This is a genomic window from Methylobacterium sp. JK268, from assembly GCF_054052225.1.
Window position 1 is genome coordinate 182,716 of the sequence record NZ_JBSVZN010000016.1, and the last position, 15,329, is coordinate 198,044.

General features: G+C 71.8%; 11 protein-coding genes and 1 pseudogene. 2 read left to right on the forward strand and 10 right to left on the reverse strand.

Going from position 1 to position 15,329, the window contains the following annotated elements; all coding sequences use genetic code 11:
- Positions 1-53: 53 nt before the first annotated feature.
- On the reverse strand, positions 54-1,340 hold the full coding sequence (locus tag ACW9J6_RS19265; protein WP_457118117.1) for an extracellular solute-binding protein: 1,287 nt from the start codon (positions 1,338-1,340) through the stop codon (positions 54-56).
- A 148-nt stretch (positions 1,341-1,488) separates the two neighbouring features.
- Here ACW9J6_RS19265 and ACW9J6_RS19270 point away from each other — a divergent pair, with 148 nt between their 5' ends.
- A complete protein-coding gene (locus tag ACW9J6_RS19270; protein ID WP_457118118.1) occupies positions 1,489-2,586 on the forward strand; it encodes a LacI family DNA-binding transcriptional regulator in 1,098 nt (365 codons plus the stop codon).
- Positions 2,587-2,867: 281 nt separating this feature from the next.
- Here ACW9J6_RS19270 and ACW9J6_RS19275 read toward each other — a convergent pair.
- The 3 genes and pseudogenes from ACW9J6_RS19275 to recQ form a co-directional block, all read right to left on the reverse strand.
- Positions 2,868-3,782 (reverse strand): annotated as a pseudogene (locus tag ACW9J6_RS19275) (APH(3') family aminoglycoside O-phosphotransferase).
- A gap of 27 nt (positions 3,783-3,809) precedes the next feature.
- Complete coding sequence (locus tag ACW9J6_RS19280) at positions 3,810-4,961, reverse strand: PepSY-associated TM helix domain-containing protein (protein WP_457118119.1); 1,152 nt, start codon at positions 4,959-4,961, stop codon at positions 3,810-3,812.
- A gap of 291 nt (positions 4,962-5,252) precedes the next feature.
- Positions 5,253-7,100, reverse strand: a complete 1,848-nt coding sequence (recQ, locus tag ACW9J6_RS19285) for a DNA helicase RecQ (RefSeq protein ID WP_457118120.1) — start codon at positions 7,098-7,100, stop codon at positions 5,253-5,255.
- Positions 7,101-7,345: 245 nt separating this feature from the next.
- Here recQ and ACW9J6_RS19290 point away from each other — a divergent pair, with 245 nt between their 5' ends.
- The gene (locus ACW9J6_RS19290; protein ID WP_457118121.1) at positions 7,346-9,022 is read left to right on the forward strand and encodes a cyclic peptide export ABC transporter; all 1,677 of its coding nucleotides are present in this window, start codon (positions 7,346-7,348) and stop codon (positions 9,020-9,022) included.
- A 10-nt stretch (positions 9,023-9,032) separates the two neighbouring features.
- On the opposite strand, the gene recF is transcribed toward ACW9J6_RS19290, so the two are convergent.
- The 6 genes from recF to ACW9J6_RS19320 form a co-directional block, all read right to left on the reverse strand.
- Positions 9,033-10,181, reverse strand: coding sequence for a DNA replication/repair protein RecF (gene recF / locus ACW9J6_RS19295; protein WP_457118122.1), 1,149 nt, complete (start codon positions 10,179-10,181; stop codon positions 9,033-9,035).
- Between the two features lie 17 nt (positions 10,182-10,198).
- Positions 10,199-10,495 carry a type II toxin-antitoxin system RelE/ParE family toxin gene (locus ACW9J6_RS19300; protein ID WP_457118123.1) on the reverse strand — a complete coding sequence of 99 codons (297 nt, stop codon included), beginning with the start codon at positions 10,493-10,495 and terminating at the stop codon, positions 10,199-10,201.
- Positions 10,492-10,743, reverse strand: coding sequence for a ribbon-helix-helix domain-containing protein (locus ACW9J6_RS19305; RefSeq protein ID WP_457118124.1), 252 nt, complete (start codon positions 10,741-10,743; stop codon positions 10,492-10,494). The genes ACW9J6_RS19300 and ACW9J6_RS19305 overlap by 4 nt, the downstream gene beginning before the upstream one ends.
- 16 nt (positions 10,744-10,759) lie before the next feature.
- Positions 10,760-11,881, reverse strand: a complete 1,122-nt coding sequence (gene dnaN / locus ACW9J6_RS19310) for a DNA polymerase III subunit beta (RefSeq protein WP_457118125.1) — start codon at positions 11,879-11,881, stop codon at positions 10,760-10,762.
- Between the two features lie 151 nt (positions 11,882-12,032).
- A complete protein-coding gene (dnaA, locus tag ACW9J6_RS19315; RefSeq protein WP_457118126.1) occupies positions 12,033-13,517 on the reverse strand; it encodes a chromosomal replication initiator protein DnaA in 1,485 nt (494 codons plus the stop codon).
- A 981-nt stretch (positions 13,518-14,498) separates the two neighbouring features.
- The coding region (locus tag ACW9J6_RS19320; protein WP_457115101.1) for an IS110 family RNA-guided transposase at positions 14,499-15,329 on the reverse strand (831 nt) is incomplete at its 5' end.

Consider the following 15,329-nt stretch of genomic DNA (forward strand, 5'->3'; position numbering starts at 1 on the left):
GAAAGGGGAGCGGGGCCGGCGCGGGCCACCCCGCCGGCGCGACGGCATCGCGCTCAGGGGGTCGCCTTGGCGGCGGCTTCGAGCTGCCGGGCGGCGTCCTCGGGCGTGATCGACAGGCCGAGCAGCGCCTGGACGATGTCCTTGACCTTCTCGCCGAGGCTCGGCGGCATCTCCTGATCCCACCAGAGCTGCAGGCTCGGCGCCTTCGCGGCGAGATCCATCATCTCGGCGAGGAGGGGGTCGTCGATCTTGAGCCCCTTCAGCGGCATGGCCCGGCGGTCGGCGAGCCGGTCGGCCGCGGACGCATCGTCCGTCAGGGTCTTGGCCAGCGCGATCGCCGCCTCGCGCTCGGGGCAGGCGGTCGTCACGGAGACGAAATTGTCGCCGAGCGTGCCGAGCAGGTTGCCCGGATCCCCCTTGCCGCCGGGCACAGCCGGGAACGGGAAGGACCCGAGCGATTTCGCGAAGGCCGGGTTCTCGCCCGCGATGTTCGAGGCCTCCCAGTTGCCCATCAGCTCCATCGCGGCCTTGCCGGAATAGAGCAGGCGCCGGGCCCCGCCGATGTCCCAGTCGAGGCCGTTGAAGCCCTTCTGGAACGCGCCGGCCCGCACGAGGTCCTGCAGGACCGCCCCCGCGCGCACGAAGGCCGGGTCCGTGAACGAGCCGCCCTCCCGGCGCTGCACCGCCCGGGCGAAGACCTCCGGCCCGCCGATCCGGTCGACGAGGTAGCCGTAGAACATCAGGCCCGGCCACTTGCTCTTGTTGGCCAGCGCGAAGGGCGCGATGCCCTTGGCCTTCAGGGTCTCGATCACCGCCATCATGTCGTCGAAGGTACGGGGAGGCGTGATCCCGTGCTCGGCGAACAGGGCCTTGTTGTAGAAGATCACCGCGAGGGCGGTGTTCTCGGCGGGGATGCCGTAGACGCGGCCCTCGTGGGTCGTCGCCGCGAAGCTGTTCGGCAGGAACCTGTCGCGGAAGGCCGGGTCGCGCTCGAGAGCGGGCGTCAGGTCGACGACCTGACCGGCCTTCACGTATTCCCGCAGCGGCCCGCCGCCCCAGGTCGTGAACAGGCAGGGCGGGTCCTTCGCCCCGAGCGCGATCTTGAGCTTGGTCTTGTAGGCCTCGTTGAGGACGTGGGTGTCCTCGACCCGGTAGCCCGGATGGGCCTTCTCGAAGCGGTCCGCCGCGTTGCGGATCGCCTTGACCGCCAGCGGCCGCGTCTGGAGGTCCCAGGAGGTGATCGTCCGCACACCCTCCGCCCGGACCTGGCTCGCCGCGGATGCCAGGATCGCCGCGCATGCGACGCGCACGCCGAGACGGCCCACCCCCTTGCCCACCATGCGATCCTCCCCCGATCATCTCGTTCTGTGCCGGGATGTGTAACGTTAGCGCTAACGTCCTCATGACGTCAACGCGGACTTTACCGCCGGCCGGCCATCCCCGTATCCTGGCGGCCTCGCCGCGGGGCGGGATCGGGCATCGGGCAGGATGGCGCAGAAGAACGACACACCGACGCTGGCGGAGGTGGCGCGGATCGCCGGCGTGTCCCAGATGACGGTCTCGCGGGCCCTGAACAACCGGCCGGGCGTCTCGGCGCAGAAGCGCGAGGAGATCCAGCGCATCGCGGACGATCTCGGCTACGCGGTCAACCGCGCGGCCCAGCGCCTGTCGGGGGGGCGCACGCGGACGCTCGGCGTCGTCGCGCAGCTCCACTCCCTCTACACGAGCGAGATCGTTCTGGGGATCGGCAGCGCCGGCCGGGCCGCCGGGTACGAGATGCTCGTCTACTCGCTGGTCGACGCGGACCGCCGGCCGCCGGGCGACGTGCTGGAACTGCTCAAGCAGTTCGCCGACGGCGTCATCGTCGTCCTGCCCTTCGAGTCCGACTACCTCGCGACGCTCACCAGCGCCTCGGTGCCGATCGTGACCATCGACCAGGGCGCGTCCTCGCCCTTCCCGACCGTGATCGCCGACAATTACGAGGGCGCGCGGGCCGCCATGCGCCACCTCGCCGATCTCGGCCACCGGCGGATCGCCTTCATCACCGGCAACGGGCGGCTCGCCTCCGCCCGCGAGCGGCTGCGCGCCTTCCAGGACATGCGCGAGCAACTCGGCCTCTCCGAGGAGGAGGCGCCGATCGCCGAGGGCAACTTCCTGCAGAAGGGCGGCTTCGAGGCGGCACGGCAGCTTCTGGCGCGGCCCCAGCCGCCCACCGCGATCTTCGCGGCCAACGACGTCAGCGCGGCCGGCGCGGTGGCCGCCGCCCGGGAGGCGGGCCTGCGGGTGCCCGACGACCTGTCGGTGATGGGCTTCGACGACACGCCGCTCGCCGGCCAGCTCCACCCGACGCTGACCACGATCCGGCAGCCGATGCGCGAGATGGCGCGGGCGGCGGTGAACCTGCTCTTGGCGATGATCGCGGGCATCGAGCCACCGACGCACCGGATCGTGCTGCCGACTGAACTCGTGGCGCGGCAATCGACGGCGCCGCCGCCCGCCGGGCCGCCCCGGCGCCCCGCCCGCCGGCCCCGGGATCGCGGCCGCTCGCCGGCCGACCCGCCCGCGGGCGAGCCGGCGGCGGGCTGACCCGCGATCGTTCCGGTTTTCCGCGTCACCCGCGCTGGGGCACCAGGTCGGGCGTGATGGCGATGTCGTTGCGGATCATGCGGCACCCCCGGAGGCGGACCTGCTGCGCGTGCGAAGCGCTCGATGCCTCGCGGGACCGGATGGCAACACGGGCGTTCGTGCCTTCCACCGGGGGGAGCGCGGCATCGCGCCGGTCGCTCATCCGAACGATGATGCCGGCCGCTGGCGGAGAGCGAGCATGGCTGCCAGCGTCACCGCGCACGCACGGGGAAAGGCGGAGCTCAAGAACCAGGCAGCGGCCGCACCCGCCCTGACGATCTCGAACCACGTCCGCATGACGTCGACCTGCAATCGGTGACTGCCGTCGCGATTTCTCCCTGTGGAGACTCCGACGGTTTGTAAAATTCAAAGAATTTATCGAGTATTCTGTAGTACCGGATGCGCTCCGGGTCTGGTCCCGGACTGCCATATGCGCCGAAAAAGCGACCGACCCAATTTGGACCGAGATTGAACGCGATGCTTTCGATCACCGCCATGAAGTCCCGGTGCGGGTCAGCGAGACCGGCGTTGCCCCAGTCCAGCAGCCCCGAAAGCCGGCCACCCTGGATCATGACGTTGGGAAGGCAGTAATCGCCGTGAGTGAAGACCGTCTCCCGTATCGCATCCGCGCCGGCCTGTAGCCACTCCAGCGCTTCGGCCGGCGCGATGCCCTCCGTTGCACGCACGAAGCCGGGAACGTCGAGCTGGCCGTGCCTGACGCGTCACTCCGCTTCGGCCAGTTCACGATCCAGCGTGGCCCTGAACGGGCACTCCGCCGTCGGAAGGGCGTGGACGGCTCGCAGCGCCTCGGCCAAGATCTCGACCCGCCGACACTCGCGCAGGCGGGCATGATGGCACGGTCGACCCGGCAAAGCGTCGAGGACGATGCGCAAAGCTCCATCCTCGCCCGGTGGCAGGCGATGGACGACCGGCACCGGTAGGCGTCCTCGCAACCACTCCAGCCGGTTTGTCTCAGCCTTCAGATCCTCTCGGGCCTCTCCGGTGCCCTGCTTCAGGTAGAGGGAACGACCGTCGACTGTTCGGATCCGTGCGATCATCGTTCCTAGCCGTCCGACGCGCACTTGGCGAACAGTTGAGACGCCGACTCCTGGCAGATCAAGGCGATCACCAACCGCAGGCGAGAGAGTCCGGCTCATGGGATGCGGCGCCCGTCCGTCACTCCCTCACCCCCGCTGCGGCAGCGCACCCGTGTGCGCCATCTCCGCCCGCCGCCGGCTCCGGCGCCGGCCGAGATAGAGCAGCAGGCCGGTGACGCCGAAGAGCGGCATGGCCAGGGCCGCGAGGAAGGCCACCAGCGTCCCGGGCCATCCGAAGAAGCGGCCCTCGTGCAGGGCGAGAATGCTGCCGGCGAGCCGCGCGCCGAGCCTCCGCTCGCCGTAGCGGTCGACGGCGATCAGCGTCCCGTCCGGCCGGAAGCGCCACTCGTCGCGGGCCTGGAAATGCGGCGCATCCGCCATCACGGCCCGGATGCGGATCGGCCCGCCGCCGCGGCCGGGCGTCAGGACCGCCTCGGCGTATCGACCGTCGGTCGCCGCCGCGAAGGCCGCGAAGGCCGGGTCGAGGGGAATGGCGGGCTGCGAGTCGTCGGGCCGGCGCTTGGGCGCGGTCTCGGCCTGCGGCGCCCGGCCGGTGAGGAGCCGCGTGACCCCGTCGCGGTACCAGCCGTAGGACCACCACAGGCCCGTGAGGGCGACCATCAGGTAGATCACCAGGACCCAGGTGCCCGCCACCGCGTGCAGCGACCAGTAGAGCGGCCGGCCGCGCCGAGTGAGGGCCGGCTTCAGCCAGATCCGCCAGTCGCCGGCGCGCTTGGGCCAGCGCAGGTAGAGGCCGGAGAGGGTGAGGTACACGAGCGCCAGCAGGCTCGCCCCGGTGAGCGTGCGGCCCCAGCCGTCGCCCTCGCCGGGGATCAGCAGCCAGCGGTGCAGGTGCAGGATGGTCTGGAAGGCCGCGGCGCCGCGTCCCGGCCCGAGCAGGCGCCCGTCGTACGGGTCGGCGTAGACCTCCGGCTCGCGGCCGTGTCCCGGCTGCGGGGCGAGGCGGAGACGGACGGCCCGGCCGGGATCGCCCGCCAGCGCCAGCAGCGCCACGCGCCGGCCGGGTGCCTGCTCCTCCACGCGGGCGAGGATGGCGTCCGGCGTGAGCCGCGGCGCCTCGCGCGGCGTCACCGTGACGATGCCGGGACTGACGGCGGCGACGATCTCGTCCTCGAAGGTGAGGAGCGCCCCGGTGACGCCGCAGAGCATCAGGACGAGGCCGGCGGTCAGGCCGAGGAACCAGTGGAGCTGGAACAGGATCGGGCGCAGGCGCGGCATCTCAGGAATCCGCCCGCGCGGCCATCCCGCAGCCCGCCCGCTCCACGCGGGCCTGCCTCGCGCGCCGCTCCTTCGCCATGCTGCCGACACCCCGCCTCGCGCGCCCCTGACGCAAGGAAGCGTGCGGGCACGACCGTTGATTGCGGCCCATCAAGCGAATGATCGGCGCAGTGTCAACGCGGAAATCGTGGCCGCCGCTAGATTAGTAATTGTAATGATTACAATGAAGGACCGCTATCGTTGGGGAGTGATGGTCGATTCTCCCCGGCGGCACGGCCGGATGACGCCCGCTCAGCCCGCGCGCTTGGCCGCGTCGGCCAGGAAATCGGCGATCGCGCCGACGAAGGCCTCGCCGTAGGCCTCGCGTTTGCGCTCACCGACGCCGTGCACCGAGCGCAGCGCCCAGAGGTCCACGGGCTTGGCGCGCGCCATCTCGACCAGGGTGCGGTCGGGGAAGATCATGTAGGCGGCCACGCCCTCCTGGCGGGCGAGCGTCGCGCGCAGGCCGCGCAGGTGCTGGAACAGCGCCTCGTCCTCCTCCGAGAGGCCGAGCGTGTCGTCGCGCTCGGCCCCGCGGGCGCGGCGCTCCTTGGGCGCCTTCGGCTCGGGGTCGGGCCGCAGCTGCACGGTCTCGCGCCCGAACAGGATCGCCTCGCCCTTCTCGGTCATCGACAGGCCGCCATAGCCGTCCTGGTTCTCGGCGACGGCGCCGGCCGCGAAGAGCTGACGCAGGATCGAGCGCCAGGCCGCCACCGGCTTGTCGGACCCGACCCCGAAGGTCTTGATCCGGGTGTGGCCGTTGCGGCGGTTCTGATCGGTCTCCTTGCCGTGGACGAGGTCGCAGACGTAGGCCGCGCCGAAGCGCTGGCCGGTGCGCACGATCGCCGAGAGCACCTTCTGGGCCGCCACCGTGCCGTCGACCAGGGTCACGCCGCCCCGGCAGAGGTCGCAGCGCCCGCAGGGGCCGCTCGCCTCGCCGAAATAGGCGAGCAGCGACTGGCGGCGGCAGGTGGCGCCCTCGCAGAGCGCGATCATCGCCTCCAGCTTGCGCCGCTCGACCCGGCGGCGCTCGTCCGGGATGTCCTTCTCCTCGATCTGGCGGCGGCGCAGCGCCATGTCGTCGAGGCCGTAGAGGGTGAGGGTGTCGGCCGGCAGCCCGTCGCGCCCGGCGCGGCCGATCTCCTGGTAGTAGCCCTCGACGTTCGAGGGCATGTCGGCGTGGCAGACGAAGCGCACGTCGGGCTTGTTGATGCCCATGCCGAAGGCGACGGTCGCCACCATGACGATCCCGTCCTCCTGCAGGAAGGCGTCCTGGTTGCGCATCCGCGTGCCCTGGTCGAGGCCGGCATGGTAGGGCAGGGCGCGCGCACCCTCCTCCTGCAGCATCTGGGCGAGCTGCTCGGTGCGCTTGCGCGAGGAGCAGTAGACGATGCCGCTCTCCTGCCGCCGCGGGCGCAGGAAGCGGCTGATCTGGCGGGTGGCGTGCTCCTTGGGCGCGAAGGTCAGGCGGATGTTCGGCCGGTCGAAGGAGTGGACGAAGACCTCGGGCTTGCGGCCCGCGGGAAAGAGCCGCTCGGTGATGTCGGCGCGGGTCGCCGTATCGGCGGTGGCGGTGAGCGCCACCATCTGCACGCCGCCGAGCGCCTCGCGGGCGCGGGCGAGGTCGCGGTACTCGGGACGGAAATCGTGGCCCCACTGCGAGACGCAATGCGCCTCGTCGACGGCCAGCCGCCGCACGCCCGCGCTCTGGAGCGCCTCGATCAGGCCCTCCATCAGCAGGCGCTCGGGCGACACGAACAGGAGCCTGAGGTCGCCGGCCCGGATCTGGCGCCAGGCCGCCTTGGCGCTCGCCTCGTCGACCGACGAGTTGAGCGTGGCGGCGGCGACCCCGAAGCCGCGCATCTGCTGCACCTGGTCGTGCATCAGCGCGATCAGCGGCGAGACCACCACCGTGAGCGAGCGCTCGACCAGCGCCGGGAGCTGGTAGGTCATCGACTTGCCGGAGCCCGTCGGCATCACGGCGAGCACGTCGCGCCCGTCGAGAACGGCGCCGATCACTTCCGCCTGGCCCGGCCGGAAATCCTCGTAGCCGAAGGTCTGTCGGAGGGCGGCGCGGGCCTCGTCGAGGCGTGAGGTCATCGGGCGGCTTCGTCTGGAACGTCGAGGGGCGGAGCGGGAGGTCGGGCCGCGACCATACACGGCGGCGCGGCATCGCGCCCCCTGGGAACTGGTCTCGGCGCAGGGGAGACGCTCCCTAGAGCGCGGGCCGCCCCGCCGCAACGGCGCGAAGGGCCGCGGCGGAACCCCCGCGAACAAACCGGGAATCACCTATACCTCATCCGCCGCCGCGGGGCAGTCCCCGGCGCCGAACCGGGAGCGTGATCGTGCGCGTGACCTCCGATCCCCTCAGCCATTTCGGCCACGACGCTCTGCGCGTCCTGCGGCCGGTGTGGATGCTCGTGGCGGGCGCCATGGCGCTCAGCGCGGCGAGTGGGCTCGCGACCGTGGCGGTGCTGGCCCGGGTCAACGAGGTCTTCGCGGGCCACCGCGCCCTCTCGCAGGACTTCGTGCTCGGCTTCCTCGGCCTCTCGGTGCTGAGCGTGCTGGGCACCCTGGCGGCGGGCGTGGGCAACGCGCTGGCGAGCGGGCGGATCGAGGCCGCCCTGACCCGCGATCTCGTCGACCGCATCCTGGCCGCCCCGATCGCCCGGATCGAGGCGATGGGGAAGTCGAAGGTCCTCGCCTCGCTGCGCAGCGACGTCTCCAGCGTGTCGGGCGCGATCACCGGGCTGTCGGCAGCGGTGGCGGCGCTCGGCACGCTGATCGGCTGCGTCGCCTACATGATCGGCGTCTCCGCCCCGCTCTTCGCCGTCACGGCCTGCCTGCTCGGGCTCGAAGCCCTGCTCCACAACCGGGTCCGCCGCGACATGCGGCGGCTCTTCGCCGAATCGCGCGCGAACCGGGAGGTGGCGCAGCAGCACTACCTCGCGCTCACCGAGGGCGCGCGGGAACTGCGCCTCGGCCGGGAGCGCCGGTTCCACCTGCGCGACGTCGCGCTCGGCGGCGCGATCGAGACCGCGCGCCGCCTGCGCCTGCGCATCGCCGGCGTCGTCCGCACCGGCGGGGCTCTGCACCAGGCCTCGCAATGCGTCCTGTTCGGCACGCTGATGGCCTATGCCTGGGCGACGGACGAGACCGCGCAGATGTCGGGCTTCATCCTGGTGGTGATCTACGTGACCGGGCCGGTCTCCCAGCTGATCCAGTACGTCCCGACCTTCACGGAGGCCCAGGTCGCCTACCGCCGGATCGCCGAGTTCGCGGCGGAGGCCGAGGCGGCCGAGCCGGACCTGCTGGCCGCGCCGCCGGGACCGGCGGGAGCAGCCCCGGCCGAGATCGCCCTCAGCGGCGTCACCTACGCTTTCCCGGGAGCGGACGGGGCGCCGGGCTTCGCGGTCGGGCCGATCGACCTCACGCTGCGGGCCGGCGAGATCCTGTTCGTGGTCGGCGAGAACGGCTCGGGCAAGACGACGCTGATCAAGCTGCTGCTCGGCCTCTACCCGCCCTCTTCGGGCGAGATCCGGGTCGACGGCGTGCCGGTCACGGCGGCGACCCGCGACGCCTACCGCCAGCACTTCTCGGCGATCTTCTTCGACTACTATCTGTTCGAGGACGTGATCCTGCCCGACGGGCGCAGCCTCGACGGGGCGCCCGCCCTCCTCGACCGGCTCGGCCTCGCCCAGAAGGTCGCGATCACGGAGGGGCGCTTCTCGACCACTGCGCTCTCGACCGGGCAACGCAAGCGCCTGGCCCTGGTCCAGGCGGCCCTGGAGGGGCGGCCGGTGCTGGTCCTCGACGAGTGGGCCGCAGAGCAGGACCCGAGCTTCCGCCGAGACTTCTACACATCGCTGCTGCCGGAGCTGCGCCGCCAGGGCCGGACCCTGGTGGTGGTCAGCCACGACGACCGCTACTTCGACGCCGCCGACCGCGTGCTGCACCTACGGGAGGGACGGGTGACGGCCCTGGTGGAGAACCGGGCGGAGGCCGGTGCGCCCGTGACGTGACGGGTCCCGCTCAGCCCGCCGCCACCCGCCCGTCCGCCACCGCGACCACGTCGCCGCGGGTGCCCAGTTCCGCGAACAGCGTCGGGTCCGCCCCCGTCATCCAGACCTGCCCCGGCAGCGCCTCCAACGCGTCGAACAGCCCGGCCCGGCGGCGGGGGTCGAGATGGGCCGCGACCTCGTCGAGGAGCACCAGGGGCGGCAGGCCGCTCATCCCCGCCACCAGCCGCGCATGGGCGAGCACGAGCCCGATCAGCAGGGCCTTCTGCTCCCCCGTCGAGGCGGTGGCGGCCGGCACGTCCTTGGGGCCGTGGCGCACCACGAGGTCCGAGGCCTGCGGGCCGGCGAGGGTGCGGCCCGCCGCGCGATCGCGGAAGCGGTTCTGGCGCAGGAGGGCGCGGAAGCGGTCCTCCGCGTCGACCGCGGCCCAGACCGCCACCAGGTCGTCGATGTCGCCTTCGAGGCGCACGCCCGCCCAGGGGAAGGGAGAGGCCTCGTCGCGGGTGGCGAGGATGAGTTGGTCGAGACGCTCCACCGTCTCGCGGCGGGCGAGCGCCACGGCGATCGACAGCTCCGCCACCTCGCGCTCGATCGCGTCGAGCCAGGGCCCGTCGTCGGGCCGCTCCTCCAGCAGGCGGTTGCGGGAGCGCAGGGCCCGTTCCAGGGCGCTCACCCGGGCGCCGTGGCCGGCATCGACGGCGAGCACCAGCCGGTCGAGGAAGCGCCGCCGCTCGCCGGCCGGGCCGCGGAACAGCGCGTCGAGGTCGGGGGTGAGCCACACCACCCGCAGGTGCTCGGCGAAGGCGGTGGGCGAGGGGGCGCCGGCGCCGTCGATGCGGCACAGTCGGCTGCCGCGCTCCTCGCGCCCCTGCGGCGGCTCCCAGGCGGTGCCGACCCGGTGCTCGCCGTGCGGCCCCTCCAGGCTGAGCGAGACCGCGAACCCCCCCGGCCCGTCCTCCCGGGCCATGGTGGGGAACTCCGCCCGGCGCAGGCCCCGGCCTGGCGCGAAGAGCGAGAGGGCCTCCAGGATGTTGGTCTTGCCCGCGCCGTTCTCGCCCACGAGCGCGACGAAGGGCCGGCCCACCCCGAGGTCGAGGCTGACGTGGTTGCGGAAGTCGCGGGCGATGAGGCGCGTGACGCGGAAGGGGTCTGGGGCGGCCATGATGTTGCGCCACCCAATCAATCCTCTTGCGGCCCGGTGGCAAGGTCCCGGGCCTCGTGAACGACGCGATCGATCGCCACGGCGTCGTCGAGGACGCGGTAGAGGATGAGGTGGCGGCCCGGAACGGTGACCCTGACATCCGGCGCGATGCCCGGGACCGCACGACCGCGAAAGCGATGCGCGGCGAGCGACAGGCAGCGCTGCCGCAGGCGGGCGACGAAACGCCGGGCTGCCGCCGGGTCGTCGCGGGCGATAATGTCGCCGATCTCCCGCAAGTCGGCCCTCGCCCGGGCCGAGACGACGACGCGTCTCACGTCTCGGGCAGGACCGGAGCGGCGTACCTGTCCTCCAAGGCATCGAGCAGTTCGTTGGCAGGGCGATAATCCCCGCTGTCGACGCCATGCTTCCAAGCCTGCCGCAGACCCGCGAGACGGGCCTCGCGTCGGCCGAGGAGGCGCAGCGCCTCGCTCACCGCCTCCGTCTCGGAGCCGTACCGGCCGCTGCGGACGAGATCACCCAGGATCTGCTCGGACGACGGATCGAGGATCACCGCGTGCGGCATGACCGGCTCGCTCCGCTCACACCCGCATCGGCATCAGCACGTAGAGCGCCGGCGCGCCCTCCTTGTCCTGGATCAGGGTCGGGGAGCCCGGATCGGCGAGCTTGAACAGGGCGGTGTCGCCGTCGAGCTGGGCCGTGATGTCGAGGAGGTAGCGGGCGTTGAAGCCGATATCGAGGGGCGTCGCGTCGTAATCCGCGTCGAGCTCCTCGATGGCGCTGCCCGAATCCGGGTTGTTGACCGAGAGCGACACCCGCCCCCCCGCCACCGCGAGCTTCACGGCGCGGCCGCGCTCCGACGAGATCGTCGAGACGCGGTCGACCGCCTTGGCGAAGGTGTCGCGCTCGACGGTCAGGAACTTGTCGTTTCCGGTCGGGATCACCCGCTGGTAATCCGGGAAGGTGCCGTCGATGAGCTTCGAGATCAGCGTGACGCCGGTCGAGAAGGTGAAGCGGACCTTGGCGGGGGAGAGTTCGACCCCGACGCTCTCGCCGCCATCCTCGACGAGCTTCTGGATCTCCGCCACGGCCTTGCGGGGCACGATGATGCCCGGCATGCCCTCGCTGCCCTCCGGCGCCGGCATCTCGACGCGGGCGAGGCGGTGCCCGTCCGTGGCGACGGCGCGCAGCTTCGGCCCGCCCTCCGTGTCGATGGCGTGGAAGAAGATGCCGTTCAGGTAGTAGCGCGTCTCCTCGGTGGAGATCGCGAACTGCGTCTTGTCGATCAGCCGCTTCAGCTCCGCGGCCTGGAGCTGGAAGCGGTGCGGCAGTTCGCCCGCCGCGAGGTCGGGGAAATCGCCCTCCGGCAGGGCGCCCAGCATGAAGCGCGAGCGGCCCGAGCGGATCTGCATCTGGCCGGTCTCGCCGGTGGTCTCCAGGGAGACCTGGGCGCCGTCCGGCAGCTTGCGCACGATGTCGTAGAGGACGTGGGCCGGCACCGTTGTGGCGCCACCGTCGACGATGTCCGCCGGGATCGTCTCGGTCACCTCGATGTCGAGGTCGGTCGCCCGCAGTTGCAGGCCGTCGGCGCTGGAGCGCAGCAGCACGTTCGCCAGGATCGGGATCGTGTTGCGCCGCTCGACGACGCGGTGCACGTGGCCGAGCGACCGAAGGAGGGCCGCGCGCTCGACTGTCACTCTCATGGGGGTGGTCCGCCGTCTCACAAACTCGCGGCCCCGCGGGGCCGGCACCGCAGCTACCCGTGCCCCGCACGGGGTCGAAACATTGGCGAAGCCGGGTCCCGATGGCAAGCCGGGGCCCGGCGGCGCGGAATGCGGGGGTGGGGTGCGGGCGTCAGTCCTGCAGCATGCGCTTGAGGAGCTCGACCTCGTCGCAGAGCGCCGAATCCTCGCCGATCGCCTTCTCGATCTTGCGCACCGCGTGCAGCACCGTGGTGTGGTCGCGCCCGCCGAAGCGGCGGCCGATCTCGGGCAGCGAGCGCAGGGTCAGCACCTTGGACAGGTACATGGCGATCTGGCGCGGCTTGACCACGGCGGCGGTGCGCCGCTCCGAGAGGATGTCCGAGCGCGAAACATTGTAGCGGCTCGCCACCAGCTTCTGAATGTCCTCGATCTTGACCCGCTTCGGCTCGCGGTTCTTCACGAGGTCGCGGATCGCCGTCTCGGCGGTCTCGAGCGTCACCGGCGCGCCGGTCAGCGTCGCGTGGGCCAGCAGCCGGTTCACCGCCCCTTCGAGGTCGCGGCCGTTGGCGGTGATCGCCTTGGCGACGTACTCGGCCACGGCCGGGCTCACCTCGAAACCCGGATGGGTGGCCCGGACTGCCTCCAGGCGCGCCTGCAGGATCGTGGCGCGCAGGGTCTCGTCGAGGTTGCCGATCTCGACCACCAGCCCGCCCGCGAGCCGCGAGCGCACCCGCTCGTCGAGGCTCTCCAGTTCCGTCGGCGGCCGGTCGGCGGCCGCGACGACCTGGCGGCCGGCATCGATGAGTGCGTTGAGGGTGTGGCCGAACTCGGCTTGGATCGAGCGGCCCTGGATGAACTGCACGTCGTCCAGGATCAGCACGTCGATGGCGCGCAGGCGCTCCTTGAAGGCGAGCGCGTTCTGGGTCTTCAGGGCGTTGACGAAGCCGTACATGAAGCGGTCGGCGGTGAGGTAGATCACCCGCCGGCCGGCCTCCTTGGCGGCGTGCCCGATCGCGTGCAGGAGGTGCGTCTTGCCCAGCCCGACGCCCGCGTGGAAGTAGAGCGGATTGTAGACCGGCCCGCTCCCGTCATGGGAAGCGATCCGCTCGGCGGCGGCGTGGGCGAGCGCGTTCGACCGCCCGACCACGAAAGTCTGGAACGTCAGGCGCGCGTCGAGCGGCGCGCCGCTGAGGTCGCCGCCTTCGGCGCGGAGCGTGCGATCGGGCTCGGGCATCTCGATGCTCGCCGGCGCGGTGGCGGTCGGGCGGGGCGGGGCCGGGACCTTGGGAGCCGCCGGGGCGATCCCGGCGACGACCGGACGGGTCGGGGCCATCGGCCCGCGCACGCCGACCTCGATGCCGCCGATGCCGTCCGCCTCGCTGCGGAAGGTGGCCAGCACGCGGTCGAGGTAATGGGATTCGATCCAGCTCTTGAGGAAGCGGGTCGGGACGGTGAGCCGGGCGGTGCCGCCCGAGACTTCCTGCAATTCGAGCCGGGCGAACCAGCTCGCGAAGACGTCCTCGCCGAGCTCGGCCCGCAGACGCCGCTTCACCCGCTGCCACGCGGCCGCAACGTCGCCACCACCACCGCTCCTGCCGGGTTCCACCCCTTCCGCCAAGCCGCCATCCACACGCATTGATGGGTCCTCTCTCGGACCGCCGGCGGATGCCCGCCGGGGCCCGTACGCCGATACGCAACCCCCGACATGTCCCAGTTCGAACCATGTCGGCACTGGCGGGCAACCAAGAGTCAACTACCCTCGGCCACTTCCCCGCCTATCCCACGTTTCTATCAACAAGAACTCTCGTTTTCCTTAAGCGACAGGGCTTTGGACATCCTCGGAGACGCCGGTCGGGCGGGCCCGGCCGCGCGGCACGACTCACCGCGCGGCGCCGCGAGGGCCCGGTGCGCGAATCGTGACTTGCTGTGAGCGGGGATCGCGCCCCGTGCCGAAGCGCGACAACGAGAAGGTACGCCCGCCTGGTGAAGCTTCGCAACAAGAAGCGTTGCCAGCGTGGTTAACGCAGGGTTGATCCGGTCTGCGACTCACGGGCCGCGCACAGGTTTTCCCGGCGCAAGGTTCTGGTGGCGCGGCGTCTTCCCGAATTGCCGCGAATCATTATCCCAGGCGGCCCAGGACGGCATGGGTCGATGTCAAGAGCGGGGAGGGTGGAGGGGACACGGCGGTGGACAGGATGTTGGCAGCCGAGCGGGGCTTGACAGCGAAGCGGGAGGGTCGGCCGGGGCGACGCGCCGCTCTGGAGATCCAGGCGCCGGACAACCCTCCTCCCGCTGCGGGGGAGGGTGGCGAACGGAGTGAGCGCAGCGGGACCAAGTCCCGCCGAGAGGGGCAGGGCGACTCTGATCCCGGTGGCTCCTGTCACCACGCTTCGGACCTTTCCGGAAGCGTGGTTCCCCTCTCCCGCCCCGGCACGAGTGCTTCGCACTCGCCGCGGGGCACCCTCCCCCGCAGAGGCTTGCGGATCCACACTTCGGGTGGTGCGCATGCCCTCTCCCCGCGTGCGGGGAGAGGGTCGAGCCCCCTTGGAGGGGGCGAGACGAGGCGGCGCACCGATCGCGCAGCGATCGGCCTGAAGGTGAGCGACTGTCTGGCGTGTCAAGTCTGGGCGGCGAGTTGGGCGCGGACATCACGGGCCTTGGCGTTGAGGCGCACGAGCAGCTTGTGGGCGAGAGCGATGCGGATGACCTTTGGGGGCTTTCCGGCTTGGCGCAACCGTTGGTCGAAGGCGATGAAGTCGGGATCGAAGCGCCGCACGCAGCTGGTGACCACGAACAGGATGGCGCGCACGTCGGCCCGTCCGCCGCGCACGGGGCGTCGGCCGCTGCTCTGGCCGCTGTCGCGGGCGATGGGTGCCAAGCCGGCCAGCTTGGCGATGGCTTTGCCCGAGAGGGTGCCGATCTCCGGCAGGTCGGCCATCAGGCGGGCGATCGTGCGGTCGGCCACGCCCTTGATCGTGCGGAAGGTCGCATCGAGGGCAACCCAGAGCGGATCGGCCTTGAGCTGGGCGGTGATCGCCTCCTCCAACGCGGCGATCTGGCGGTTGATCAGCTCGACCATCTCGGCGACCGAGGTGCGCACCTGCGGCTCGGTGACGAGGCGGCCCTGGTTGGTCTGGACGGTGCGCGCCTCGACCAGTTGATGCAGGCGCGTGACCAGGGCGCTGAGCCGCTCCTGAGCCGGGCTGGCCGGCGGCCGGGGTTTGATCCGGCGCACCTCGGCGAAGCGCGCGATGACGCCGGCATCGATCTGGTCGGTCTTCTCGAGGATGCCCATGGCCTCGGCGAAGCGCCGCACCTGGCGGGGGTTGAGGAGGGCGCAGGGCAGGCCGTCCGCCCAGAGCAGGCGGAAGGGCTGCTGTTCGTAGCCGCCGGTGGCCTCCAGGGCGACGAGGGTGACGTGGTTGTCCCGGCAGAAGCGGGCGAGCGT

Excerpts from the sequence above, each read along its gene's own strand:
- ACW9J6_RS19280 (WP_457118119.1), bottom strand. The coding sequence starts at position 4,961 with ATGCCGCGCCTGCGCCCGATCCTGTTCCAGCTCCACTGGTTCCTCGGC.
- dnaA (WP_457118126.1), bottom strand. The coding sequence starts at position 13,517 with ATGCGTGTGGATGGCGGCTTGGCGGAAGGGGTGGAACCCGGCAGGAGC.
- ACW9J6_RS19265 (WP_457118117.1), bottom strand. The coding sequence starts at position 1,340 with ATGGTGGGCAAGGGGGTGGGCCGTCTCGGCGTGCGCGTCGCATGCGCG.
- recQ (WP_457118120.1), bottom strand. The coding sequence starts at position 7,100 with ATGACCTCACGCCTCGACGAGGCCCGCGCCGCCCTCCGACAGACCTTC.
- recF (WP_457118122.1), bottom strand. The coding sequence starts at position 10,181 with ATGGCCGCCCCAGACCCCTTCCGCGTCACGCGCCTCATCGCCCGCGAC.
- ACW9J6_RS19305 (WP_457118124.1), bottom strand. The coding sequence starts at position 10,743 with ATGCCGCACGCGGTGATCCTCGATCCGTCGTCCGAGCAGATCCTGGGT.
- ACW9J6_RS19270 (WP_457118118.1), top strand. The coding sequence starts at position 1,489 with ATGGCGCAGAAGAACGACACACCGACGCTGGCGGAGGTGGCGCGGATC.
- dnaN (WP_457118125.1), bottom strand. The coding sequence starts at position 11,881 with ATGAGAGTGACAGTCGAGCGCGCGGCCCTCCTTCGGTCGCTCGGCCAC.